General features: G+C 63.9%; 21 protein-coding genes. 6 read left to right on the plus strand and 15 right to left on the minus strand.

Features of this window, described 5'->3' with window-relative positions; genetic code table 11:
- Nucleotides 1–20: 20 nt before the first annotated feature.
- The 7 genes from EJ071_RS17960 to EJ071_RS17990 all read right to left on the minus strand — a co-directional run bounded on the left by EJ071_RS17960 (nt 21) and on the right by EJ071_RS17990 (nt 8,538).
- Nucleotides 21–1,676: an ABC transporter ATP-binding protein gene (locus tag EJ071_RS17960; RefSeq protein ID WP_126099039.1), complete on the minus strand. Its 1,656-nt coding sequence runs from the start codon at nt 1,674–1,676 to the stop codon at nt 21–23.
- On the minus strand, nt 1,673–2,524 hold the full coding sequence (locus tag EJ071_RS17965) for an ABC transporter permease (RefSeq protein ID WP_126099040.1): 852 nt from the start codon (nt 2,522–2,524) through the stop codon (nt 1,673–1,675). Before EJ071_RS17965 ends, EJ071_RS17960 begins: the two co-directional genes overlap by 4 nt.
- A complete protein-coding gene (locus EJ071_RS17970; protein ID WP_126099041.1) occupies nt 2,521–3,471 on the minus strand; it encodes an ABC transporter permease in 951 nt (316 codons plus the stop codon). The genes EJ071_RS17965 and EJ071_RS17970 overlap by 4 nt, the downstream gene beginning before the upstream one ends.
- Nucleotides 3,472–3,557: 86 nt before the next feature.
- Entirely contained in the window at nt 3,558–5,168 is a 1,611-nt protein-coding gene (locus EJ071_RS17975; protein ID WP_126099042.1) for an ABC transporter substrate-binding protein, read from the minus strand.
- A gap of 64 nt (nt 5,169–5,232) precedes the next feature.
- On the minus strand, nt 5,233–5,955 hold the full coding sequence (locus tag EJ071_RS17980) for an HAD-IA family hydrolase (protein WP_126099043.1): 723 nt from the start codon (nt 5,953–5,955) through the stop codon (nt 5,233–5,235).
- Between the two features lie 240 nt (nt 5,956–6,195).
- Entirely contained in the window at nt 6,196–7,569 is a 1,374-nt protein-coding gene (locus EJ071_RS17985) for an aspartate aminotransferase family protein (protein WP_126099044.1), read from the minus strand.
- 129 nt (nt 7,570–7,698) lie between these two features.
- Nucleotides 7,699–8,538, minus strand: coding sequence for a GNAT family N-acetyltransferase (locus tag EJ071_RS17990; RefSeq protein ID WP_126099045.1), 840 nt, complete (start codon nt 8,536–8,538; stop codon nt 7,699–7,701).
- Nucleotides 8,539–8,857: 319 nt separating this feature from the next.
- Between EJ071_RS17990 and EJ071_RS17995 the strand changes: the two genes are divergently transcribed.
- Entirely contained in the window at nt 8,858–9,526 is a 669-nt protein-coding gene (locus tag EJ071_RS17995; RefSeq protein ID WP_126099046.1) for a haloacid dehalogenase type II, read from the plus strand.
- 16 nt (nt 9,527–9,542) lie between these two features.
- A complete protein-coding gene (locus EJ071_RS18000; protein ID WP_126099047.1) occupies nt 9,543–10,817 on the plus strand; it encodes an FAD-binding oxidoreductase in 1,275 nt (424 codons plus the stop codon).
- A gap of 15 nt (nt 10,818–10,832) precedes the next feature.
- Here EJ071_RS18000 and EJ071_RS18005 read toward each other — a convergent pair whose 3' ends face one another.
- The 6 genes from EJ071_RS18005 to argE form a co-directional block, all read right to left on the minus strand.
- Nucleotides 10,833–12,290, minus strand: a complete 1,458-nt coding sequence (locus EJ071_RS18005) for an NAD-dependent succinate-semialdehyde dehydrogenase (protein ID WP_126099048.1) — start codon at nt 12,288–12,290, stop codon at nt 10,833–10,835.
- Nucleotides 12,291–12,307: 17 nt separating this feature from the next.
- Nucleotides 12,308–13,351, minus strand: coding sequence for a tartrate dehydrogenase (locus EJ071_RS18010; RefSeq protein WP_126099049.1), 1,044 nt, complete (start codon nt 13,349–13,351; stop codon nt 12,308–12,310).
- Between the two features lie 10 nt (nt 13,352–13,361).
- Nucleotides 13,362–14,825 carry an aldehyde dehydrogenase family protein gene (locus EJ071_RS18015; protein ID WP_126099050.1) on the minus strand — a complete coding sequence of 488 codons (1,464 nt, stop codon included), beginning with the start codon at nt 14,823–14,825 and terminating at the stop codon, nt 13,362–13,364.
- 155 nt (nt 14,826–14,980) lie between these two features.
- The gene (locus EJ071_RS18020; RefSeq protein ID WP_126099051.1) at nt 14,981–15,334 is read right to left on the minus strand and encodes a cupin domain-containing protein; all 354 of its coding nucleotides are present in this window, start codon (nt 15,332–15,334) and stop codon (nt 14,981–14,983) included.
- Between the two features lie 22 nt (nt 15,335–15,356).
- On the minus strand, nt 15,357–16,280 hold the full coding sequence (locus EJ071_RS18025) for a glyoxylate/hydroxypyruvate reductase A (RefSeq protein WP_126099052.1): 924 nt from the start codon (nt 16,278–16,280) through the stop codon (nt 15,357–15,359).
- Nucleotides 16,281–16,290: 10 nt separating this feature from the next.
- A complete protein-coding gene (argE, locus tag EJ071_RS18030; RefSeq protein ID WP_126099053.1) occupies nt 16,291–17,415 on the minus strand; it encodes an acetylornithine deacetylase in 1,125 nt (374 codons plus the stop codon).
- Between the two features lie 236 nt (nt 17,416–17,651).
- On the opposite strand from argE, the gene EJ071_RS18035 reads away from it, so the two are divergent.
- From EJ071_RS18035 to EJ071_RS40255, 3 genes are all read left to right on the plus strand, one after another.
- Nucleotides 17,652–18,554, plus strand: coding sequence for a GNAT family N-acetyltransferase (locus EJ071_RS18035; protein WP_126102634.1), 903 nt, complete (start codon nt 17,652–17,654; stop codon nt 18,552–18,554).
- Between the two features lie 151 nt (nt 18,555–18,705).
- A complete protein-coding gene (locus EJ071_RS18040) occupies nt 18,706–20,241 on the plus strand; it encodes an FAD-dependent oxidoreductase (RefSeq protein ID WP_126099054.1) in 1,536 nt (511 codons plus the stop codon).
- Nucleotides 20,242–21,478: 1,237 nt separating this feature from the next.
- Nucleotides 21,479–21,736 (plus strand): LuxR C-terminal-related transcriptional regulator, encoded by a 258-nt coding sequence (locus tag EJ071_RS40255; protein WP_348628153.1) that lies wholly within the window; start codon nt 21,479–21,481, stop codon nt 21,734–21,736.
- A gap of 169 nt (nt 21,737–21,905) precedes the next feature.
- Here the strand turns inward: EJ071_RS40255 and EJ071_RS18050 are convergent, their stop codons facing one another.
- Nucleotides 21,906–22,988, minus strand: coding sequence for a hypothetical protein (locus tag EJ071_RS18050; RefSeq protein ID WP_145965078.1), 1,083 nt, complete (start codon nt 22,986–22,988; stop codon nt 21,906–21,908).
- Nucleotides 22,989–23,351: 363 nt separating this feature from the next.
- Between EJ071_RS18050 and EJ071_RS18055 the strand changes: the two genes are divergently transcribed.
- Nucleotides 23,352–24,032, plus strand: a complete 681-nt coding sequence (locus tag EJ071_RS18055) for a sugar transferase (protein ID WP_245460284.1) — start codon at nt 23,352–23,354, stop codon at nt 24,030–24,032.
- A 92-nt stretch (nt 24,033–24,124) separates the two neighbouring features.
- Here the strand turns inward: EJ071_RS18055 and EJ071_RS18060 are convergent, their stop codons facing one another.
- Nucleotides 24,125–24,370 (minus strand): hypothetical protein, encoded by a 246-nt coding sequence (locus tag EJ071_RS18060; RefSeq protein ID WP_126099056.1) that lies wholly within the window; start codon nt 24,368–24,370, stop codon nt 24,125–24,127.
- Nucleotides 24,371–24,491: the final 121 nt, after the last annotated feature.

Consider the following 24,491-nt stretch of genomic DNA (forward strand, 5'->3'; position numbering starts at 1 on the left):
CCGGCCTATTTCCGATGTAGTCAGCGGTGGCCGTACTGGCTGACCAGCTCGGGATCGCGGACGAGGCCGTCGAGCCAAGTCGGGTCAAGCTTCGGCACGGAGGAGAACAGCAGCTTGGAATAGGGGTGGGTGGGCGCCTTCACCTTGTCAGGCGTGATCTGCTCCACCCGCTCGCCATTGTACATCACCATGATCTGGTCGCAGATGGCCTCGACCACCGAGAGGTCGTGGCTGATGAAGATGTAGGACAAACCCAACTCGCGCTGCAATTCCTTGAGCAGCTCGATCACGGCGGACGCCACCACAGTGTCGAGCGCCGAGGTGATTTCGTCGCAGATGATGAGCTTGGGGTTGGCCGCCAGAGCACGCGCGAAGTTCACCCGCTGCTTCTGGCCGCCCGAGAGTTCTGACGGATGACGGTAGCGCAGCGCCTTCGGCAGGCGCACCATGTCGAGCAGTTCGTCGACGCGCTTCGAGCGCGCCTGCCTGTCGAGCCGGTGATAGAAGGCCAGCGGCCGCGAGACGATGTCCTCGACAGGCTTGGCCGGATTGAGCGCGGTATCGGCATACTGGAACACGATCTGCATCTCGCGCAGCTGGTCGCGGCTGCGGTTCCTCGCGGCGCGCTCCAGCGCCTTACCGTCGAACACGATGTCGCCGGAGGCCGCCGGGTGGATGCCGGCGATGGCTCGCGCCAACGTCGATTTTCCGCAGCCGGATTCGCCGATGACGCCGAGGTTGCGCCCTTTCTCCACGACAAGGCTGACGGACTCGACCGCGCGGATAACCGGCTGCCCGTCAGGTTTCACCGGTCCGTATCCGGCGGTCAGATTGTCGATGCGAAGCAGCGGCTTCGCTCCCGAATCTCCATCCGCCTGCGTCTGCCTTGGTTTCGGTTCGAAGGCGGCCAGCAGTTCCAGCGTATAGGGGTGCTTGGCAGCCGAAAGGATTTCAGCCGTCGTGCCGATCTCCTGCACTTCGCCGCCCTTCAGCACTACGATGCGGTCGGCGATCTGGGCGACGACCGCGAGGTCGTGCGAGACGTAGACACCTGCTATACCGCCAGCGCGCATGACTGACTTGAACGCCTTCAGCACGTCGATCTGCGTCGTCACGTCGAGCGCCGTGGTCGGCTCGTCGAAGATGACCAGGTTGGGATCGCCAATCAGCGCCATGGCCGCCGCCAGCCGCTGCAATTGCCCGCCGGAAACCTGGTGCGGATAACGGGCGCCGATCCCCTCCGGGTCCGGCAGCGACAGCGCCCTGAACAACTCGACCGCGCGCCGGCGCGCCTGCTCGGGCGGCATCAGCTTGTGGATGCGCGTGACCTCGATCACCTGGTCCATGATGGTCGCGGCAGGGTTGAAGGCGGCGGCGGCGCTTTGCGGAACATAGGCGATGTCGGTGCCGCGTGATTTGGCGCGTTGCTTTTCGGAAAGCGCGGCCATGTCCTTGCCGCCCACGTTGATCTCGCCACCTGTGATCCGGCAGCCGGGCCGCGCATGGCCCATCAGCGAGAGCGCCAGCGTCGTCTTGCCCGAGCCGCTCTCGCCGATCAGGGCGACGATCTCGCCGTCAGGGATGTCGAGGCTGGCGCCCTTGATGATTTCGACGAGACGTCCGGCATCGGTCGTCGCCTCGATCCTCAGGTTCCTGACTTCGACGAGATTGGTCATGCGTCCCTGTCCCTGATCTTCTGCGGCAGGTTGTCGATCAGCAGGTTGACGCTGATGGTGAGGCTGGCGATTGCCAGCGAAGGCACGATGACGGCCGGTGCCGCGAAGGGCAAGCCGCCTATGTTCTCGCGCACCAGCGCGCCCCAGTCGGCTAAAGGCGGCTGCAGGCCAAGCCCAAGGAAGGAGAGGCCGGAGAGCAAGAGCACGATGAAGACGAAGCGCAGGCCTAAGTCGGCCAGCACCGGGCGGATGATGTTGGGCAGGATCTCGGAGCCGATGAGATAGACCGTGCTCTCGCCGCGGACGCGGGCGACGGTCATGAAGTCCATGGTGTTGATGTTGACGGCGAGCGCGCGCGCGAAACGGTAGGCGCCGGGAATGTAGATGACGGCGAGCGTCAGGATCAGCACCGGGATCGACGAGCCGACCGCGGCGACGACGACAAGACCGAACAGCTTGCTGGGGATGGAGTTCATGGCATCCAGGAAGCGGCTGAGGCAAGTGTCGAGCCAACCGCCGGTGACAGCCGCGATCATCCCCAGCACGACGCCGGAAAAGCAGGCGATGGAGACGGCGGCAAGCGATATGCCGACGGTGTAGCGCGCGCCCATCAGCACCCTGGAGAGCATATCGCGGCCCAGATAATCCGAGCCGAGCCACAGCCCCTGGCGCATCGGGCCGAAATAGTCGTCGTCGACGATGTCGCCGATCGGATGGGGAATGATGTAGGGCGCGAAGATCGCGACTAGGGTCCAGGCCAGGATGACCAGCGAGGCCACGACGCCGACGAGGTTGTAGCTGTGGCCCAGGAAGGACCGCCTTGAGGATGTCGCGCGCGCCATTGTCATCTGAGCCTCGGATTGGACATGATGGCGATGATGTCGGCGGCCGTGATGAGCAGGAGATAGCCGAGGCAGAAGATCATCGCGCAGCTCTGGATCAGCGGCAGGTCGCGGGTCGCGACCGCATCGACCATCAGCTTGGCGATGCCGGGGTAGTTGAAGATCGTCTCCACGATGATGACGCCGCCGACCAGATAGGACAGCGAGAGCGCGACGGCGTTGACGATCGGTCCGAGGGCGTTGGGAAGCGCGTGTCTCAGCACCATGCGGCTGCGCGATGCGCCCTTGAGAAGCGCCATCTCGACGTAAGGCGTGGAGAGCGTTTCGATCACAGCGGCGCGGGTCATGCGGATCATCTGGGCGGAGATGACGAAGGTGAGCGTGATCACGGGCATCGCATAGATGCGCACAATGTCGGTCAGCGAATGCGCCTCGTTGACCGAGGACAGCGCCGGCAGCCATCTGAGATAAACGGCAAAGAGCAGGACCGCCAGCGTCGCCACCATGAACTCCGGCACCGAGATCACTCCGATCGAAAGCACGGTGACGGTGCGGTCGTAGAGGGAGCCGCGCAGCATCGCGGCGGTGATGCCGAGCGTCAGCGCCAGCGGCACCGAGATGAGCGTGGTGATGCCGGCGAGCTTCATGGTGTTGACGAAGCGCCCGCCGATCAGCGCCGCGACCGGCATGTCGTTGGCATAGGAGGTGCCGAGATCGCCGTGAAGCAGGCCGACAAGCCAGCGCAGGAAGCGCAGGATCGCCGGATCGTTGAGATGCATGGCCTCGCGCAGGCCGGCGACCGCCTCGGGGGTCGCCGCCTGGCCGAGCAGGATCGACGCCGTGTCGCCAGGCAGCATGCTGGTGGCGAAGAACACGGCGAACAAAACGATCAGAAGGGTGACGACCGCGACCGCCAACCGCTTCAGCACGAGGTTTAAAACCCCAGACTTCATGGAAGCTCCCTGCGGTTGCGTTCGGCCAAACAATGTTGCGCAATGCAGTGTCGGGGGCCGGCTGACCGGCCCCCGGCAGGCGCCTCTTAGGCTTCGAGCCAGAGGTATTCCGCCATTGCGTAGCCCATCATGCCACCGAGCGGGTTCGCTTCCAAACCCTTCACTTTGCTGGAGAGGGCATCGACGTTGGAAATGTAAGCCGGGATGATGGTGCCGGCTTCCTCGGAGATCATGGTCTGCATTACGCCGTAGATCTCCTTGCGCTTGGCCTGGTCGAGCGAGCCGCGCGCTTCGACCAGCATCTTGTCGAACTTCTCGGACTTGTACTGGCTCTCGTTCCAGGGCGCGTTGGAGGCGTAGAGGAGCGAGAAAAGGATGTCCGGCGTCGGGCGCGGATTGATGTTGCCGAAATGGACCGGCGCCTTGAGCCAGTAGTTGTCCCAGTAACCGTCGGACGGGACGCGCTGGACGTCGAGCTTCATGCCGATATCGGCGCCGGCCGCCTGGATGATCACCGCCATGTCGATCGACGAGGTTGCGGCGTCGGACGCGACCACGGGGATGGACTGGCCGAGGACGCCCGCCTTCTGGAAGTGGAACTTCGCCTTGTCCGGGTCGAAGGCCTTCGGCTTGAGGTCGGCATTGTGGAAGATGTTCGCCGGCGAGACGGGCTGGTCGTTGCCGATTTCACCGAGGCCGCGCAATGCCGATTTGACGATCTGCTCGCGGTTGACGAGATACTTCATGCCGGCCACGAAGTCGGCCTTGCTGCCCGGATCCATGTCGAGCCGGATGTTGAGGTCGGTGTAGTTGCCCGAGGTCGTCTTCGACAGCTCGAAGCCCTGCTGGCTCGCCAGCAGCTTCATCGAGCGCGGATTGATCGAGGCCGCAAAATTGATGTCGCCGGAAATCAGGGCGTTGACGCGGGCGCTGTCGTCGGTGATGGCGATGAACTCGAAAGAGTCGAGATAGGGCTTGCCCGACTTCCAGTAGTTCTTGTTCTTGGTGACCACCGAACGCACGCCCGGTTCGAACGTCTGCAGCACGAAGGCGCCGGTGCCGTTGCCCTTGGAGAAGTCGGTGGTGCCGTCGGCGACGATCATGAAGTGATGCAGCGCCAGGATGGTCGGCAGGTCGGCATTCGGATCGGCGAGCGTGATTTCCACGGTCGACTTGTCGACTGCCTTGAAGCCGGTCATCTGCGCGGCGATCTTGGCGACCTTGGAGCCGACCGCTTTGTCGAGATGGCGCTTCAGCGAGAAGACGACGTCGTCGGCGGTGAGATCCTTGCCGTCATGGAAGGTGACGCCCTTGCGCAGCTTCACCGTCCAGGTCTTGGCGTCCTTGCTGTCGAAGCTTTCGGCCAGCTCCATCTGCGTCTTGCCATCCTTGTCGAGGAAAGTCAGACGGTTGTAGAGCGAGCAGCAGCGGACATAGTCGGTGGAGAGCGACGCCTTTGCCGGATCGAGCGTGTCGGCCGTCGAGGACGACCAGCCGGCCGCCTTAAAATTTCCACCGGAAACTGGCGTGGCGGCGACGGCTCGAGTGGCGCGGCCAAGCACCACGCCGCCCGCGGCAACCGCGGCGCCGCCGGCCAACAGCATCTTGAGGAGCTCGCGGCGGCTGGCGCCCCGGCGGATGGCGTTTTCGACCATGGCATCGTCTGCGCTGGTCCAGTTGGTGATCTTGTCGGTCATGTCATTCCCCTTTCTGTCGGTTTGGTCGGTATGCTCGTCTTGCTGCGGCTTTCCGGGCTTGGGTTCAGGTTCGTTCCTTCAGGCTTTCCCGCACGGCGGCCGCCAAGGCAGCCATTGAGGTGAAGTGGTAGTCCGGCACGGTGAAGCGCTCGGGCTCGATCGTGCCGCCATAGCCCTTCTGGGCGTGACGGCGCTCGATCCAGCAATTGGTCAAACCAAGCGCCCGGGAGATACCGATGTCGTGATACTGGCTTTGCGCGACGTGCAGGATGTCGTCCTTGCTGTCGCCGCAGGACGCAACGAAATCGAAGACGTTCTGGAAGAACGCCGGGTCCGGTTTCTCCGTGCCGCAATCGTCGGCGGTGAAGGTGGCGAAGAAGGGCGACCCGAGCTGCTTCTCGAAATGGTCGAGCGCCCAGCGCCTGGCATTGGTCATGGCGATCAGCTTGTGGGACTTCGCAAGCTCGGCCAATGCCGCCGCGCTGTCGGGGAAGCCTTTCCAGATGCCGGCCGAATCCCGCAGGCGGACGCCGTATTTCTCGTTGGCCGGCAGGCCGAGCCGCGGTGCGATAACCATGTAGACGCGCGCGAGATCGTCGGGGAACAGGCCCGCGTCGGGCATGTAGCGGGCCTGCCGGTAGAGGGCCAGCGCTTCTTCGCCGTCGACGGCAACGCCAGCCTCGGCGGCAATCCCGGCCAGGCAGCTCGTTATGCCGCCCTCGAAGTCGATCAGCGTGCCGACCACATCGAAGGTCATGTATTTGAATTCGCTAAAGGCCCTGGCCAAGAACTAGCTCTCCTCTGCGCGCGGCTGAATTGCTTGGTGCTGAACAGAACAAAATTCCGTGCTGCTCAGGGCGTCCACCTTCTTCAAAAGCCCGGAAATTCGGGCTTTCTGGCCTTGTCTTTAAAAGCAGTCTGGCACTTCCCCCGCGCTGGATTCGCCGAAAAGGCGCGGGGCTGCGGCACAAAATTGCGAAATCGTCGGCCCCGGCGATATTTCGAGATGCGAAAAATTCATCGCCCTTCATGCAAGGGCCTTGCGGACATCGGGATCGTCCAGCGTCTGGTCAAGCGTCCGGCGCGTGCGCTCGACGATCGCATCGATGTCGCCGTCGGTGCAGCAGAGCGGCGGCGCATACCCAAGAACGCCGTGCGCAAAAGCGCGGATGATGAGGCCGTTGTCCCAGGCCCTGTCGAAGACCCGCCGCGCCGGCATCGCCGAGGCGGGAAGTGGCGTCTTCCTCTCCTTGTCGACCACCAGTTCGATCGCCGCAAGCATGCCGCGGCCGCGCACCTCGCCGACCAACGGATGGTCGCTCAGGCCCGACAGGCCCGCCATCAGGCGGGCACCGGCTCTAACGCCGTTCTCGAGAAGGCCGTCCTCATAGAGCTTCAACACTTCGAGCGCCACGGCGGCGCTGACGGGATGGGCGGAATAGGTGTAGCCGTGGCCGACCGCCGCGCTGCCCGCGCCATCGGCGATGACGTTGTAGACATGATCGGCCATGAACACGGCGCCCATCGGCACATAGCCCGAGGTCAGCCCTTTCGCCGTCGTCATGAAATCGGGAACGATGTCCTCATCGGTGCAAGCGAACAGCGGCCCCGTGCGGCCGAAGCCGGTGATCACCTCGTCGGCGATGAAGAGGACGCCGTGTTCGCGGCAGAGCTCGCGCATGGCCTTGATCCAGCCCTTCGGCGGGACGATGACGCCGCCCGAGCCCTGGATCGGCTCGGCATAGAAGGCGGCGACCCGCTCCGGCCCGATTTCCTCGATCTTGGCCTTCAGCGCAGCGAGCGAGGCGGCGATGATCGCGTTCCCGTCCTCGCCTACGGGGTTGCGATAGGGGTAAGGCGAGGGGATCTTGTGCTGCCAATCAAGGGGAATGCCAAAACCGGCGTGAAAGGCGGGCAGGGCGGTCAGCCCCGCGCCGACCACCGACGACCCGTGATACCCCTGCTCGATCGAAATGAACTGGTCGCGCTTCGGCTCGCCCTTGGCATTCCAGTAGTAGCGGACGAAACGGATCGTGCTGTCGACCGCGTCCGACCCCCCAAGCGTGAAATAGACGTGGTTCAGGTCTCCCGGCGCGCGCTCGGCCAGTTCCGAGGCGAGCCGGATGGCCGGCTCCGAGCCGAGGTCGAAATAGGCGGTGGCGTAGGGAAGCTCGCGCATCTGCCGGGCCGCCGCCTCGACGATGCTGTCGTGGCCATAGCCGGCATTGACGCACCACAGCCCGGCGAAACCGTCGAGGAGTTGGCGGCCGGACGCGTCGGTCACCGTCGCTCCCTTCGCCGATTTCAGCACGCGCACGCCGAGCGCCTCATGGCCGCGATACGAGGAGACCGGATGAATCAGATGGGCGCGGTCGAGTTCGATCAGGGAATTGGCGAGCATTGTTTGTCCTCGTGACTAGAGCATGATGCCGAAAAGTGTGAGGCGGTTTTCGGACGACATCATGCTCTATCTCTTTGATTTAGAGCCGGATTCAGACTTCGGATCGACTCGATCCGAGATCATCCGGCTCTAGCCGAGCGCCTGATTGGCGAGGGCGTAAACTTTCGGCCTGACCTGTTCTGAGTCCTTCTTCGACGGGCGGTCCATGGCCACACCGCCGCCGACATGGGCGAGGCCGATTTCGGTCAGCCAGCCGGCGATGCCGGTCCTGCTGTCGGTATCCACGCGCAGGAAGGCGCCGGGACGCGACGCGGCGAAGAAGCCGATCAAGGCCTTGGCGTCACCGGCACTCCCCGCGATGACCGGACCGATCACCTCGCCGCGTCCGAACGGGCGGATCGCGGCATAGGCCTCGATGACCCCGTTGCGGCGGATAACGGCGAATTGGCCGCGCTCGGCCAGCGCATCGATCAAGGCTTCACGGTCGGCGCCATAGGCGTCGCGGTCCAATGCCTTGATCTCCGGCAGATCGTCGGCGCTTGCGGCTTGCACGCCGTCAGGCGTGTGAAGCTCCGTGACCTTGCCCTGATGCTGCAGGATCGTGCCGGAAGGCACGAAGCCCAGCTTCTGATAGAGTGGCATGCCGTCGGTCGTCGCGACGAGCCGCAGCGGACGGTTCTCGGCAAGCGCGAAGGCCTGTTCCATCAGCCGCCGCCCGAGCCCCTTGCCACGCGCGTTCCTGTCGACGATCACCATGTTGATCATGGCGCAGTCCGCGCCGTATGGCGTGACCAGGATGGTTCCGGCGACCCGGCCTCGGTCGTCGAGCGCTACCGCGCCGCTGGAGAGCTGCAGCGCCATCTGCCAGTCTTGCGGACGATGCGGCCAATTCTCCTGGCGAGAAAGCGCCACCGCGCCCTCGATATGGTCCGGCCCGAAGTCCTGGAGTTCGATCTCGCCCTGCTGCATGGAGCATCCTTCCGTCTGCTTCCAAGTCTCGGGCATCGGCGCGCCGCAGATCGTCTGAAGGTCTCGGCTTCGGCGGTATCTTTCGCCGTAGCGCGGGGTGCGCACCGCATCTTGTGCTGGCACCTATCGAACTGGACAGGCTTCACGCCGTCGACCGGCGCATTCATCGACGCTCAAGATGCTACAGCGTGCCAAACCGGGCGACGGATACAGAACTTTCTGCTTTCGCGAGGCGCTTTTCGGTCAGGTGGCTCGCCGCCTGCCGGCCTATGATGAAACACATCCAACGCGGATGTGCTTCCACCGGAGATCGACGGACATGGCTACTTTCAGGCCCAAATACATCACCTTCGACTGCTACGGCACGTTGACCAATTTCCAGATGGCGGAAGCGGCGCGCGACCTCTATGGCAACCGGCTGGATGAGCCGCGCATGCTGGAATTCATCAAGAACTTCGCGGCCTACCGGCTCGACGAGATCCTGGGCGACTGGAAGCCCTATGCCGACGTCATCCACAACGCGCTTGAGCGCGCCTGCAAGCGCAACGCCGTCGCCTTCGGTGCCGACGACGCCAGGATGGTGTATGAGCGCGTCCCGACCTGGGGGCCGCATGCGGACGTTCCGGCGGGGCTTTCGAAGGTCGCCAAGGAAATTCCGCTGGTCATCCTCTCCAACGCCATGAACGCGCAGATCATGTCCAATGTCGAGAAGCTCGGCGCGCCGTTCCATGCCGTCTACACGGCCGAGCAGGCTCAGGCCTACAAGCCTCGCTTCAAGGCCTTCGAGTATATGTTCGATAGGCTGGGCTGTAGGCCGGAGGATATCCTTCATTGTTCGTCTTCGTTCCGCTATGACCTGATGTCGGCGCACGATCTCGGCATCAAGAACAAGGTCTGGGTCAACCGCGGCCACGAACCGGCCAACCCGTATTATGGCTATGTCGAGATCGCCGATATTTCCGGTCTGCCGGGCGTGGTCGGGCTTTGAAACAGGCGGATTGCCGATGAAATTCGTTTCCTATTGGCACGACACGGCCCCTGTCTTCTCCGGCGGGGCGCAAGGCCCGGTCGAGGGGCATTATGACGTCGCCATCATCGGCGGCGGCTTCACCGGCCTCGCCGCCGCGCGCCAGCTGGCGAAGGCCGGCGCGAGGGTGGCGGTGCTCGAGGCGGAGCGGGTGGGTTGGGGCGCATCCGGCCGCAATGGCGGGCATCTGAACAACGGCCTCGCCCACAGCTATCTCTCGGCCAAGGCGGAGCTCGGCAAGGAGCGGGCTATCGCCCTCTACCGCGCGCTGGACGTATCCGTCGAGACCATCGAGGCGCTGGTCGCAGAGGAAGGCATCGACTGCAATTTCCGCCGCGCCGGCAAGTTGAAGCTCGCCTCCAAGCCGCAGCATTTCGAAGCGATCGCCCGCAATTTCGAGGCCGTCCATGCCGAGGTCGATCCGGACACGGCGCTGCTGTCGGCGGCCGATCTCAAGTCCGAGATCGGCTCGCCCTTCCATGGCGCGATGCTGTCGAAGAAAAGCGCCATGATGCATATGGGCCGCTATGTGGCGGGTCTCGCCACGGCCGCCGCTCGCCATGGCGCCGTCATCCACGAGAATGCGGCGGTGACCGACCGCAAGCAGGCCGGCGCCAGACATGAACTGACCACATCGCGCGGCCGGATCAGCGCCAACGATGTGCTGGTGGCGACCGGCGCCTACACGACGCCGAATTTCGGCTTTTTCCGCCGCAGGATCATCTCCGTCGGCAGCTTCATCATCGCCACGCGGCCGCTGAGCGACGCGGAGATCGCCGCGACCATGCCGGGCAACCGGACATGCGTGACCTCGATGAACATCGGCAACTACTTCCGGCTTTCGCCGGATAACCGCCTGATCTTCGGCGGTCGCGCACGCTTCTCGGCGACCTCGGACCAGCGCTCCGACGCCAAGAGCGGAGAGATATTGCGGGCAGGCCTCGCCGCGATCTTCCCGCAACTCGCCAAGGTCGAGATCGACTATTGCTGGGGCGGGCTGGTCGACATGACCAAGGACCGTTTTCCGCGAGCCGGCTACCATGACGGGGTCTGGTACGCGATGGGCTATTCCGGCCACGGCGCGCAACTTTCCACCCATCTCGGCATGATCATGGCCGATGCCATGCTCGGCCGCGAGGACCGCAATCCGATGAAGGGGCTCGAGTGGCCTGCCATTCCCGGCTATTCCGGCAAGCCCTGGTTCCTGCCGATGGTCGGCCTCTACTACAAGGCGCTCGACAGGGTGAGGTAGGCTGTTGCCTATTCCCTATTGCCCTATTCCCATGTGAAAGCTCTTCATCTCGAGATATTCCTCGATGCCGGCCTGCGCGCCCTCGCGCCCGAGGCCGGATTGCTTGACGCCGCCGAAGGGAGCCACCTCCATCGAGACCGAGCCGGTGTTGAGCCCCACCATGCCGAACTCCAGCGCCTCGCCGACGCGCCAGGCGCGTTTCAGGTTCTCGGTGTAGAAGTAGGAAGCGAGCCCATAGGGCGTGCCGTTGGCGAGCGCGATCGCCTCCTCTTCCGTATCGAAACGGAAAAGCGGCGCGACCGGGCCGAAGGTTTCCTCGCCGGCGAGCTGCATTTCGTTCGTAGCGCCCGTCAGCACCAGCGGCGCGACATATTGCGGCCCCTCTGGCAAGGCTGGCCTCTTCGTGATGATCTCGGCGCCTTTGGCGAGCGCGTCCTCGACGTGGCGGTTGATCTTCTCGACCGCCGCCATATTGATCATCGGCCCGATGGCGACGCCGGCTTGAGTGCCTGGCCCGACCGTCATGGCGTTGACGCGGGCGCTGAGCTTCGCGGCGAAGGCATCATAGACCCCGGCCTGGACGAGGATGCGGTTGGCGCAGACGCATGTCTGGCCGCCATTGCGGAATTTCGAGGCGAGCGCGCCTTCGATGGCGAGATCGAGATCGGCGTCGTCGAAGACGATGAAGGGCGCGTTGCCGCCGAGCTCGAGGCTGAGCCGCTTCACGCTGTCAGCCGCTCCGCGCATCAGCAGCGAACCGACCCGGGTCGAGCCGGTGAAGGAGATCTTGCGCACGGTCTCGTTCGCCATGATCTCGTTGCCGATCCCGGCCGGCATGCCGGTGACGATGTTGATGACGCCGGCGGGGATGCCGGCCCGTTCGGCGAGCACGCCAAGGGCCAGCGCCGAATAGGGCGTGAACTCGGAGGGCTTGATCACCACCGTGCAGCCGGCGGCCAGCGCCGGCGCGACCTTGCGGGTGATCATCGCGTTGGGAAAATTCCACGGCGTGATGATGCCGCATACGCCGACGGGCTCTTTCAGCACGATGATGCGGCGGTCGGCCGTGGGCGAGGGGATGGTATGGCCGTTGATGCGGCGTGCCTCCTCGGCGAACCATTTGACGAAGGAAGCGCCGTAGCGGATCTCGCCCCTGGCTTCGTCCAGCGGCTTGCCCTGTTCCGTGGTCAGGATCAGCGCGAGGTCGTCCAGATGCGTGAGCATCAGGCCATGCCAGGCCTCCAGAAGGGCAGCGCGTTCGGCGTGGGTTTTCTTCTTCCAATACCGATAGGCGGAAGCCGCGGCATCTATGGCCGCGCGTGTGTCGGGACCGGCCATGTCGGGCACGGTGCCGATCGACACTTGTGTCGCCGGATCGACGACATCGACCGTTTTGCCGGAACCGGCCGCGACCCATTTGCCGCCGATCAGGCCGGCCTCGCGGAAGAGCGTTTTATCTTTCAGGTTTTTCATAGAAAACGACCTTGCAATCAGTTGAGCGCCGCCACGACGGCGGCGGTGACGGCGTCCGTGCTGTCCTTGCCGGCGATGGTTCTAATGCCCCGAGCGGTCGTCGCTTCGAGCGCCTTCGTGACACGGCCGGCTGCGTCCTTTTCGCCCAGATGGTCGAGCATCATCGCGCCGGACCAGATGGCGGCGATCGGATTGGCGATGCCGAGATGGGCGATGTCGGGCGCGGAGCCGTGCACGGGCTCGAACATGGACGGCGCCGAGCGGTCCGGATTGATGTTGGCGGAAGCGGCGTAGCCGAGCCCGCCCTGGATCGCCGCGCCGATGTCCGTCAGGATGTCGCCGAAGAGGTTGGAGGCGACGACCACGTCGAGGCTCTCCGGCGCCATGATCATGCGCGCGGCGAGCGCGTCGACGTGATAGCTGGTCACCGCGACATCCGGATAGTCTGCCGCCAGCTTGTGCGTGATCTCGTCCCAGAAGACCATCGAATGTTTCTGCGCGTTGGACTTGGTGACGGAGGCAAGCCTGCCCCGGCGTGCCCGCGCCTGCTCGAAGCCGAAGCGCAGGATGCGCTCGACGCCGGCGCGGGTGAAGATCGAGGTCTCCACCGCCACCTCGTCCAGCGTGCCTTGATGCACGCGCCCGCCGGCACCCGAATATTCGCCTTCGGTGTTCTCGCGGATACACAGGATGTCGAAGCTTTCGGTCCGCAGCGGGCCCCTCACGCCCGGCAGCAGACGGTGCGGCCGGATGTTGGCGTATTGCACGAACGCCTTGCGGATCGGCAGCAGGAGGCCGTGGAGAGAAACGGAATCGGGCACCTCCGCCGGCCAGCCGACGGCGCCGAGAAGGATGGCGTCGAAGCCGCGCAAGGTCTCGATGCCATCCTCGGGCATCATGCGGCCGGTTTCCTTGAAGAAGCGGCAGGACCAGGGAAACTCAGTTCCGGTTACGGCAAAGCCTGAATGCCGGGCCGCCATTTCCAGCACCGTCCAGGCAGCGGCGGTCACATCACGGCCGATGCCGTCACCGGGGATCAGGGCGATCGAGTAGGACTTCATCGGCATCTCTCTAGAGGCTGATCAGGACGCTCTTGGTCCTGCGGTTGGCGAGATAGGCCTCGCGCCCCAGATCCTTGCCGATGCCGGAGCGCTTGTAGCCGCCGGTCGGCAGGATGTGGTCGCGCGAGCGGCTGTAGCGGTTGACCCAGACCGTACCCACTTCGAGCTTGCGCGCGAGGCGGATGGTGCGGGACAGGTCGGCGGTGAAGAGGCCGGAGGCCAGCCCATAGGTCGGGTGGCTGGACAGCGCCAGGGCCTCCTCCTCGGCCTCGAAGGTCTGAACCGTCAGAACCGGGCCGAAGATCTCCTCGACGATCGCCGGATTGGCCTGATCGACATTGGCAATCAGCGTCGGCTCATAAAAATAGCCGGGAGCATCCATTGCGCCGCCACCCGTCAGGCATTCGCCGCCGGCCTCGACCGCGGCCCGCACGATGCCGTCGACACGTGCACGCTGCCGTTCCGAGATGATCGGCGAATACTGCGTCGCCTCGTCCCAGGTCGGGCCGGGACGCGCCGCCTTCATCTTCTCCAGTATGGCGGCCGTCAGGCTGTCGGCGACGCTCTTCTCGACGATCAGGCGCGTGCCGGCCACGCAGGCCTGGCCGGCGTTGAAGGTGACGCTGCCGGCGATTGCCGTCGCCGCCTTGTCAAGATCGGCATCGGCAAACACGATCTGCGGGCTCTTGCCGCCGAGTTCCAGCGTCATCGGCTTGACGCCGGTGCGGGCGACGTTCTCCATGATGGCCGAGCCGGCGCGGGTCGAGCCGGTGAAGCTGACCTTGGCGATCTCGGGATGGCCGGTCAGCGCCGTGCCGGTCGTCGGACCGTCGCCGAGAACCACGTTGATTAGTCCTGCCGGCAGACCCGCTCTGACGGCAAGCTGCGCCATGTAGACCGCCGAGAAAGGCGTCATCTCGGACGGCTTCAGCACGACCGCGTTGCCAGCAGCCAGCGCCGGGCCGAGCTTCCAGCCGGCCATCGAGATCGGAAAATTCCAGGGCGTGATCGCGCCGACCACGCCATAGGGCTCGCTCATGATCATGCCGAGACTGGCGTCGTCAGTTGGCACGAGGTCGCTGCCTTCCTTGTCGGCGAATTCGGCGAAGAAGCGGATCTGCTCGGCGGTGACGGCGATGTCGCCGGTGACGAGTTGGCCGACGGGCCGGGTCGAGCTCAACGCCTCGACCTTGGCGAGCGTTTCGGCTTCCGCTTCGATCAGGTCGGCCCAGGCCTGGAGTGCCCTGGTGCGCTCGCGCGGCCGGACGCCGCCCCAATTGCTCGCCTTCAGCCCCGCCTTGGCGCTTTCCACCGCACGGTCGACCATGTCCGCGCTGGCCACGGGGCAGGCGGTGTATGGCTTGCCGTCCGACGGGCGGCGCATCTCGATGCGGCCCTCGGCCGAAATCAGCTCCCCGCCAACGAAATGGCCGACGGGGAGGGGAATTTTGTCGGGATCGAAGCTCAGGCTCATTCGAAGCTCAACGTCATGGGGCGATCACTTTCGAGCATTTGCCCGAGCCTAGCGCGTGCTGGCACGCAGCATGCGCTGTTCGCCGATCCGCAGCCGACGAAAGTTGCGTGCCAAGCGCGGGGGACGGCAAAATCTTCCGCGCAGATCAGCGCCTGTCAGCCGACCGTCACGTAGATCTTGCGCACCGTTTCGATGGTCTTCCAGACTCCGGTGAAGCCAGGCTTCATGACGAAACTGTCACCGGCGCGGTAGGTCACCGCCTCGCCGGCGTCGGGCGTGATCTCGACCACGCCGGAGAGGATATGGCAGAACTCGAAGGTGTCGCCCTTGATCGAGCGCGTCTCGCCCGGCGTCGCCTCCCAGACGCCGGTATGGACGAGGTCGTCCTTGGCGACATCCTGTGCCCAGGTCTTGAAGGCGGGATTGCCGGCAATCAGCCGTTCGGGCAGCGCCTTGGATTCGCGCGGCGAAAAGATTGGGTCTGTATCGACGGTCTTGAGCAGGGACAAAGGATGGCCTTTCCGTTGGATTTCAATAGCCGCGCGACCGGTCGACGAGCCCGATCGGATCGAGCCCGGCGCGGTGACGCTTCACGTTGTCGATGACGGCCCGCGCCGCGGTCGCCGGTTGGGTGACGCTGGCGACATGCGGGGTCAGGATGATCTTCGGATGCGACCAGAACGAATGGCCCTTGGGCAGCGGTTCGGGATCGGTCACGTCGATCATCGCCGCCGACAGATGGCCGCTGTCGAGGGCGGTGATAAGCGCTTCATGGTCGAGTTGCGGCCCCCGGCCGGTGTGAACGAGCGCCGCGCCCTTGGGCAGTTTCGCAAACAAGCCGGCACCGAGAAAACCGCGCGTGTCCTCGGTTAGCGGCAGCAGGCAGACCAGTATGTCGCTGGTCGCGAGCATCTCATCCAGCCCGAGTTCGCCATGATGGCAGATCACGCCTTCGATCCGCCGCGGCGAGCGGCTCCAGCCGGCAAGCGGAAACCCGAAGGGCTTCAGCCGGTCGAGGACGGCGTGGCCGAGCTGCCCGAGGCCGAGCACGCCGATCCTCCGCGAGGCGGCCTGGAGCTGAGGGATATCGCGCCATTCGCCGGCGCGCTGCTGCGCCAGATAGTCCGGCAGGTTGCGGTGCAGGGCAAGCACGGCCAGCGCCACATATTCCTGCATCATACGCACGATGCCGTCCTCGATCATGCGCACGATCTTCACGTGCGCAGGCACCGCGTCGAAGCGGAACTGGTCGACGCCGGCGCCGATGGAAAACAGGATTTCGAGGTTCCTGTAGCGGGCGAGATTTTCCGGCACGGTCCAGGTGATCAGATAGCGCACGGCGTCGGGATCGACCGTCGCGGCGTCCATGGCGAAGGGGAGGTCGGGCAACTCTTTGGCAAAGGCTTCTGCGAAGACAGCCCCGCGGCGCGCATCGGAGTTGAACAGGAATGTCATTCCGGTGCCCTCAGACCGCGCAGCCCGCGCCCAGCGCCTCGATCATCCGCTGGCAGGCGGCGAGTTCGCTGGCAAGGATATATTCGTCCGGCTTGTGGGCGCGGCCGATATCGCCGGGGCCGCAGATGATCGCGTCGAAGCCGGCGGCCTGGTAAAGCCCGGCCTCCGTGCCGTAGCTGACGGCGGCAAGCGGCTCTTCGCCGGTAAGCCCATGCAGCAATGCCGCCAGTGCAGCGTCTTGCGGCAGCGACAGCGCCGGATAGGCGCTGATCGGCGTCCACTCGATCTGAAAGCCTTCGGATGCGCAGGCCTCGGCCCTTGCCTTGACGGGTGCGAGCAAGCCGGCCGGATCGACGCCGGGTATGGCGCGCGCCTCCAGGTCCAGCGTGCAGGTGTCGGGGATGATGTTGACCGACTGTCCACCCGCGATCACGCCCGCCTGCAGCGAGGAATAGGCGGGCTCGAAGGCAGGGTCGAACGGACCGTGCGTCAACCGCCCGGCTTCGCTCACGGTCGCGCTCAGCACCTCGGCCATGGCGTGGATGGCATTGAGGCCGAGATCGGGCCGCGAGGAATGACCGGTGCGGCCCCGCATCGTCACGCGGGCGGCCGCCTTGCCCTTGTGGCCGCGCACGGCGCGCATGCCGCTTGGCTCGCCGACGATGACGCCGAGCGGCTTGGCGCAAAGTTCTGGCAGGCGGGCGATCAGATGCGGCACGCCGCGGCATCCCACTTCCTCGTCATAGGAGAAGGCAAGGTGAATCGGTCTGGCCAGGCGCATGCCCGCCACGTGCGGCACGGCCGCAAGCGCGGCAGCAAGGAACCCCTTCATGTCCGTAGTGCCGCGCCCGTAGAGCCGCTCGCCGTCGCGGCGCAGCGCGAAGGGAGAAGAGCTCCATTGCGGCTCGCCGGCGGGGACGACGTCCATGTGGCCGGACAGGACGTAGCCCGGGACATCGGCTGGACCGATCGTCGCGAAAAGATTGGAACGGTCGCCTTCCGGCCCCGGAAGCAGGGTGACCTTTGCTCCTTGTTCGGCGAGATTGGCCTCGATCCAGCCGGCAATGTCGCCGTTCGGCTTGCCGGCGACCGATGGAAAGGCGACGAGACGGTCGAGGATGTCTAGGACGTCCATTCCTGTCCTCAAAAAGCATTTTGGGTTCGCCGGGATTGGTGCCGTCGACCGCATGCTGCAGCAATTCGGCAGAGGATGTGGGCTTTCTTTCGCGATTGCGTGCCGAAAGCGGAAGTGTTTCAGTTGAATCTTGCGTTGGAGCGGGGCTTTCGAGCAAATCGTATCGGTCTGGTTGTTTAGCGTTGGCAGGGCGGGAGCGGCCATTGCGTGCACCCGTCAGGCAATCTTTCAGAGGCATGAAATTGAAGCCGTCCGGAAGCTTGAAAATCGATACCTTCTCGATGCGCATCGGCGACGTCGATGGCATCGATCTCGACCGGTTGCACGCGCACTCCTTGTCCGTGGGATGGCCGCATCGAGCCGAAGACTGGCAGTTCCTGCGCGAATGCGGGCACGGGTTCGTGGCGCTCGATGATATCGGCCGCGTTCTCGGCTCGGCCATGTGGTTCCCACATGGCGCCGATTTCGCGACGGTCGGAATGGTCATCACCTCGCCGAGACTGCAGACGCTGGGGGCAGGGCAGTGGCTGATGAAGCGGGTCTTCGATAAGGTCGCCGGGCGTAACCTGCGTCTCAACGCAACCCGGGCGGCAAGGCGGCTTTATCTTTCGCTGGATTTCCAGCCGGAGAGGACCGTCTACCAATGCCAGGGAGTTGTCCATGCGATCGGATCGGCCGGCATGGGCAAGGCGCATGGCGAGGTGCGGCAATTGCGTGCGGAGCACCTGCAAGCGATCATCCCACTCGACGCCGCCGGTTTCGGGGTGCGTAGGGAAGCACTCGTCCAAAAGCTGCTCGATCAATCCGTCGGCTACGGGCTCTTCGACGATGGCCGGCTCAAGGCCTTTGCCCTGTGCCGGCCGTTCGGCCGCGGCCACGTCATCGGCCCGGTGGTGGCGCAGCGGGATGCCGATGCCATCGCGGTGGTCCGGCCGCACGTGGCCGATCATTCGGGTGGCTTCCTGCGGGTCGATACCCACATGGAGAGCGGCGAGTTCGCCGCATTTTTGTCGCACAGCGGAATGCCTGTCTTCGACACGGTGCTGACTATGTCCATGGGCAAGCGCCTCGCCGATTATTCCGTCGGCGGCGCAACCGCACCGATGACCTATGCCCTTGCCAGTCAAACTCTCGGGTAGTTCAGTAAGGCGCGATCTGCGCGACGAACGCGAGCAGTCCGGTTCCTATCATGAAATTTGCACCCGACTGCCGATTGAATTCGTTTGCAGGATGTCCCCAATGGCGAGAAACTGCCGTTGAATTCCGAGCCTATCGCCGCGGGAGAAGGCAATGGCCCAGGACCAAGGCAAGTCGACCGGACCGGATCTGATTCAGGGCATCGCGCTCGCGGACCTTCCTGACGGCGGCAAGCTGGCCGGCCGATGTGGCGACGACCAAGTGCTGCTGGTGCGCCGCGGAACCGACGTATTCGCGGTCAGTGCGACATGCACGCATTACGGCGGGCCGCTCGTCGACGGCCTTGTCGCGGATGATACCGTCCGCTGTCCCTGGCACCATGCCTGCTTCGATCTGCGGACGGGCGAAGCGTTACGCGCCCCTGCGCTCAATCCTCTTGCCTGCTGGGCGGTCGAACAGCGGGACGGCCGCATATTCGTCGGCGAGAAACTGAAACGGACGGCTCCGAAACCGCGCTCCGGGGGCTCCGGCCAGGTGCCTGAGAAAATCGTCATCATAGGCGGCGGCGCGGCGGGGTTCGCAGCGGCCGAAATGCTGCGCCGGGAGCAGTTCCAAGGCAGCATCGTAATGCTCAGCAACGACCAATCGCCGCCCGTCGATCGGCCAAACCTCTCCAAGGACTACCTCGCCGGAAAAGCCCCTGAGGATTGGATCCCGCTCCGCGGCGAAAAATTCTATTCCAAGAACAACATCGACCTGCGGCTCAACACGGAAGCCATGCATGTCGACGCCCGTGCGCGGCAGGTCATCCTCGCGGATGGGGGCAGGATTCCCTATGACAGGCTGCTGCTTGCGACCGGGGCGGAACCCGTTCGCCTGGCCGTCCCCGGCGCCGGCCAGCCGCATGTCCGCACGTTGCGTTCGTTCGCGGACTGCACGGAGATCATCGCGCGAGCTGCCACCGCACGTCGTGCGGTCGTGCTTGGCGCCAGTTTCATCGGGCTCGAGGTTGCCGCTTCTTTGCGTGCGCGCGCTATCGACGTCCATGTCGTGGCGCCTGAGAAGCGGCCCATGGAGCGTATCCTGGGTCCGCAGATGGGCGACTTCATCCGCGCCCTGCATGAACAGCAGGGTGTCGTGTTCCATCTCGAGCAAACCTTAAGCAGCATCGACGGCGGGACGGTGAGACTGAGCGGCGGCAGTACTCTGGCGGCGGATCTCGTCGTCGCCGGCATTGGTGTGCGGCCGCGCACCGGGCTTGCCGAGAAGGCAGGGTTGGTCGTTGACCGCGGCGTCGCCGTTGACGCTTTCCTGGAAACGTGCGAGCCAGGGATTTTCGCTGCCGGCGACATCGCGCGGTGGCCCGATCCCCACAGCGGCGAGAATATCCGGGTCGAACATTGGGTGGTTGCTGAGAGACAGGGTCAAACCGCGGCGCTCAATATGCTCGGATACCGCGAGAAGTACGTTGCAGTCCCGTTCTTCTGGAGCCAGCATTACGACGTCCCGATCAACTATGTCGGTCATGCCGAACGATGGGAAGAGATCGTGGTCGAGGGCGACATCGCCGCCAGGGACTGCCTGCTGCGTTTCAAGAGGGGAGGGCGCACGTTGGCTGCCGCCTCGATCTTCCGGGATGTCGAGAGCCTGGAAGCCGAACTGGCCATGGAGCGCGCAGTGCCTGTCTAAGGCGCGCCGCGTCGAAACGGATTCAGGCGACGCGCTTTAAATCTTTGTTTTGATGCATGTCGTTCTCCCAAAACCGCTGCACACTGGCGACATGCATTAATCGAGGCTTGCTGACCTCGGTTGAGCGCATCAACACCTGATCCACGGCATAGACAAGCTATCAGCCGAAAGGCGGTCGGTATGCCGGAGGTCCGATCGTAGCGAGCTATCCGCTCGCCGGTGCTCCCCGCCATTTTTGCCCGTCCGGGCAACGCCGCGTACGGCCAAAAAAGGAACCTCGACTGCAGGGGTTGGGTGGGGGCACTGACAGCCGAGGTCAATAAGTTTTCAAAAATTGTGGCTCCGTTTCCTCCAAATCGCAAGGTTCCGCACTCGGCCCGTGGCGATCTCGCGTTCGTCTTTTTGGTGTTTCTTTATGTATGCACAACTTCAGATTGTAATCCTTTCGGGCATATTAGCCACCTAAGATATAATTACCAAATTGTTAACCGGGATTAATGCGCGTTTTCCACAGCATCGTAGTATGCCTCTCAGGCTGAGTTACCTCAATGGAGCGGGGGTGCCATACGTCCGGACGTTGCGATGGCGTGTGCTCTACTCCCAGAATCCCCAGTCAACATTTAGGCAGCCTGCCACACGGGTAGACGAGCGTATCAGTTCATGCCTTCGACATGGCTTTGCGAGGGAGCAAATACAAAAAGGGAGAAAGCAAGGTCGGCGGCGGAGAGGAGTAAAAAGGCGATGGGACATCCTCAGATTTCCGATTTTTGGAGCGACGCAACAGGACCGGTACCAAATGGGCATCTGCCGAGCGCTACCGGCCTTAACAGGTCCGATGCTGAAGAAGGACAGCCAAGCGAAGGCCTGGTTGTAATTGTCGACAAGCGGGCACTTGAGCGCGAATGCCTTGCTCGTGGCCTTATCGAACACAATCCCGCTTTGCGCGTCAGCGCGGTGGGATCGCTTGACGAGATCCAGCATAGTGACGGCGAGGCGGAGCCATCCGCGATCCTCGTCATCCTGGGGGCCAGAAAGGTTACCGATCAAAGCGTTCGGGCGGAGCTCGTGCATTTCATTGGCGAGGTTGGCACGGTACCTGTAATCGTCGTGGTGGATTCCGATGAGCCGGGGGAAATCCTGGCGGCTCTTGAATGCGGCGCCCGAGGCTACATTCCCACAAGCGTGAAGGTGAAGGTCGCCGCCGAGGCCATCGGCCTGGCTCGCGCCGGAGGCATCTTTGTGCCCGCCAGTGTTAGCGCTTCGCGAGATCATCCATTCGACAGCAAACGGCGCCCGCCCGCTTACCGGCATGTTCACCGCACGAGAGGCGGCGGTTGTGGAGGCGCTGAGGAAAGGCAAGGCGAACAAGATAATTGCCTACGAGCTCAATCTCTGTGAGAGCACCGTCAAGGTCCATATCCGCAACATCATGAAGAAACTGAAGGCTACGAACCGCACGGAGGTAGCCTACAAGCTCAGACAGATGATGCTTTGAAGCTCCTCGACCGGTCTCTGCCTAGCGGGTCCGGCGGTACGACTGCTGGGCACCTTTGCCTCGGATCGGAGCTGCGGGTTTCTGTGAGGCCGCAGCTCAGATCCGGGAGTCAGGAAAGTTGGGCGCCAGCTTGGGGCCTTTGGCGAAACGGATACGTTCGGGCGACTGTTCAGGCACGTTTCCGGCCAACCGTCTCGGGTCCTGCCTTCACCAGAAATCCAACACTGTCTTCGCCCAACTCCGCGTTGCGATATGCAGCTTCGGCGGCTTTCAGCCCTCCCGTCAGTCTGCGGATCACCGGAGCGGCTCCGAGCAGGTCGAGCGGCAGGCCTAGCTGACCACGGGCGGGCCGCTTCGGCGGCCAAACCCCGAGACCGAAATAGCTGGCGGCCGAGCGATCGATTCCGCCACTGAACTGCAACAGCAGCGCATGGCGCGAGTTACGGGCAATACGGCCGAGGCAGTTGATGTCCATTGGTGGTTTGTCGGAGGGTCGCATCGCGACGACGATCACATCCCATGCGTCGTCGCTCAGGAGTGCCGGGTGCGAAAAAACGCTTACCCTCGCCCCGCCTTCGCGCAGCATATGCTCGAGGAACGGCGCACAAGGCGTGTCGCAGACGATGGCGACCCTGGCGCCACGCTGATCGACGCCGGCGTCACCAAGAAAGGCGCAGCACAGCCGCGCGAATTCCGGCAGCAGGTCTATGGCCGGATGGGCGAGATTGGGAGCCGCAACTTTGATGCCGGCCTCGTCGCAGGCGTCGAAATCGACAGCGCCTGGCCAAAGCTCCCAGGGTTCAGCCATCAGCGAAACGACCGCTCGCGAGGGCAAGAGTTCGATAAGCGATCTCGAAATCGGCGCGACCTGCGGACAGTTCGTGAGGACGTCCACGTCCTGCCATTTGCGGCTGTCGATGCGGTGTGTGACTTCCACACGCGCGGAGACCTTGGCGTATTTGCTGAATGCCAATGTCGAGTCTGCGGCCGCCGCCAGGTTCGGATGTCTGGCGGATATGCGGGCGAGCGCAATGACGCGGTCGGCATTGGCGAGCGCCGCGGCTGTCGCGGTCACCGCGTGGTATCCTGTTGAAGCGCCAACGACCACGGTGAGGCCAGAGAGATCGAGATCGAGCGAGGCTATTTGGTTGCGCACAATAGCCAGTGCTTCCGCATGGTCGATCTCGGCAGCATGACGAGCAAGCGGCCTTGCAGGGAAATCACGGGGCGAAGGCTTCAGGCTGGGCGCCACGTTGCGCGGTCTCCACTGTCAGATAGGCTCACATCCCTGACGCGGAACAAACTGTCCTGCCGGATCTCGTCCGGACGCGATGCGCACGCTTTTTCATGCATTGCGTCGGCGGACGCCTTTTGCGGGCCTGTGTCGCTCCCGCAATACAGCCGAACCCGCCCGAACTGCTACTGCAGAAAACGGGTGCTTGGTGACACGTCATTTGATCAGAAGGCTTATTGCCATCATGCCTGCAAGGCGCGGATCAGGCTAACGGGTAATCAGGGTCGGGTGCGGCGCTACCTCCTTTGCGGTTCTTGCCGAGGATGACCAGCCGCTGTGAAATTGGGAGCGGAAAACCAGCCGCGTTCGTTGGCGAAACTCATGACAATCAGCGCATTTGGCATGAATCCCCGCAGACCCGGCATCAGCGTGGGTCAAAACCATCGCCCGCTGGGGGGGCGTCGCAAGAGAATCATGGACGTGACGGTCGCATCGATCGCGCTTGTCCTCGCCGCCCCGGTCATGTTGGCGATTGCTCTACTGATATTGTTGACCGACGGTTCACCGGCAATATTCTCGCACACCCGGGTCGGATTCAACGGCAAGCGGTTCGCCTGCTACAAGTTCAGGACAATGGTCGCCAACGCCGATCAGGTTCTTGCCGACTATATTGCGAACAACCCCGAAGCTGCCAAGGAATGGGAGCAGAACTGGAAATTCAGGAATGACCCGCGCATCACGTTCCTCGGGCACATTCTCAGGAAATCAAGCCTGGACGAGTTGCCTCAGCTCATCAACGTGCTGCGCGGCGAAATGAGTTGTGTCGGCCCTCGACCGGTCGTCCCGGACGAACTGCAACGTTACGGCGCCTGCGCGATCGACTATCTCCGAACCCGGCCGGGGCTGACCGGCCTCTGGCAGGTGACGGGCAGGGACGCAATCGACTATCCCAGCCGCGTCTCCATCGACAGCCGCTACGTGCGAGACTGGTCCATTTGGGCCGATGTCGTCATTCTTGCGCGGACCGTTTTCGCCGTGATGAAATTCGACCACGCGTCCTGAACGAGCGGATCGCAAATTCTTCCTCATGCATGTCCTTGCCGCAGAGACCGCGGGAACTGCACCGGCGGCGACGGAGATGGCAGCCGCGGCCGTCATTGCTCCGGGGGCATCCGACGCCACATGACGCCGAGGAGGAGGCCGAGCAGGTAGGCGCACTGCAGCGTGACAACGAGGAGCATGATCGAAAGCAGGCGGTGCCAATCAAACAAACTGCCAATGCCGCCTGCAACGGCGCCGACCACGACAGTCGCCGCGGTCGCGACGATGAGCGCAGGCGCACGAACGCGCAATCCCAGCAAGATGCCGATCGCGCCGACAGCGACAAGGCCCCAAAACACGGCGATCTCCTATAATGTGGAAGACTCAAAAGTGTGCCGTGTCCCAAGTCTCCCACATCTGCGAATCCGTACCAACTCTCAATCTCGGCGCACTGCCTGACGGCCTCAACCAGGTGGCGGG

It is taken from the genome of Mesorhizobium sp. M1B.F.Ca.ET.045.04.1.1, from assembly GCF_003952465.1.
Taxonomy (GTDB): Bacteria; Pseudomonadota; Alphaproteobacteria; order Rhizobiales; family Rhizobiaceae; genus Mesorhizobium; species Mesorhizobium shonense.

What these genes read in the sequence shown, in the direction of transcription:
- EJ071_RS17960 (WP_126099039.1), bottom strand. Translation starts at nt 1,676, where the DNA reads ATGACCAATCTCGTCGAAGTCAGGAACCTGAGGATCGAGGCGACGACC.
- EJ071_RS17965 (WP_126099040.1), bottom strand. Translation starts at nt 2,524, where the DNA reads ATGACAATGGCGCGCGCGACATCCTCAAGGCGGTCCTTCCTGGGCCAC.
- EJ071_RS17970 (WP_126099041.1), bottom strand. Translation starts at nt 3,471, where the DNA reads ATGAAGTCTGGGGTTTTAAACCTCGTGCTGAAGCGGTTGGCGGTCGCG.
- EJ071_RS17975 (WP_126099042.1), bottom strand. Translation starts at nt 5,168, where the DNA reads ATGACCGACAAGATCACCAACTGGACCAGCGCAGACGATGCCATGGTC.
- EJ071_RS17985 (WP_126099044.1), bottom strand. Translation starts at nt 7,569, where the DNA reads ATGCTCGCCAATTCCCTGATCGAACTCGACCGCGCCCATCTGATTCAT.
- EJ071_RS17990 (WP_126099045.1), bottom strand. Translation starts at nt 8,538, where the DNA reads ATGCAGCAGGGCGAGATCGAACTCCAGGACTTCGGGCCGGACCATATC.
- EJ071_RS17995 (WP_126099046.1), top strand. Translation starts at nt 8,858, where the DNA reads ATGGCTACTTTCAGGCCCAAATACATCACCTTCGACTGCTACGGCACG.
- EJ071_RS18000 (WP_126099047.1), top strand. Translation starts at nt 9,543, where the DNA reads ATGAAATTCGTTTCCTATTGGCACGACACGGCCCCTGTCTTCTCCGGC.
- EJ071_RS18005 (WP_126099048.1), bottom strand. Translation starts at nt 12,290, where the DNA reads ATGAAAAACCTGAAAGATAAAACGCTCTTCCGCGAGGCCGGCCTGATC.
- EJ071_RS18010 (WP_126099049.1), bottom strand. Translation starts at nt 13,351, where the DNA reads ATGAAGTCCTACTCGATCGCCCTGATCCCCGGTGACGGCATCGGCCGT.
- EJ071_RS18015 (WP_126099050.1), bottom strand. Translation starts at nt 14,825, where the DNA reads ATGAGCCTGAGCTTCGATCCCGACAAAATTCCCCTCCCCGTCGGCCAT.
- EJ071_RS18025 (WP_126099052.1), bottom strand. Translation starts at nt 16,280, where the DNA reads ATGACATTCCTGTTCAACTCCGATGCGCGCCGCGGGGCTGTCTTCGCA.
- argE (WP_126099053.1), bottom strand. Translation starts at nt 17,415, where the DNA reads ATGGACGTCCTAGACATCCTCGACCGTCTCGTCGCCTTTCCATCGGTC.
- EJ071_RS18035 (WP_126102634.1), top strand. Translation starts at nt 17,652, where the DNA reads ATGAAATTGAAGCCGTCCGGAAGCTTGAAAATCGATACCTTCTCGATG.
- EJ071_RS18040 (WP_126099054.1), top strand. Translation starts at nt 18,706, where the DNA reads ATGGCCCAGGACCAAGGCAAGTCGACCGGACCGGATCTGATTCAGGGC.
- EJ071_RS18055 (WP_245460284.1), top strand. Translation starts at nt 23,352, where the DNA reads ATGACAATCAGCGCATTTGGCATGAATCCCCGCAGACCCGGCATCAGC.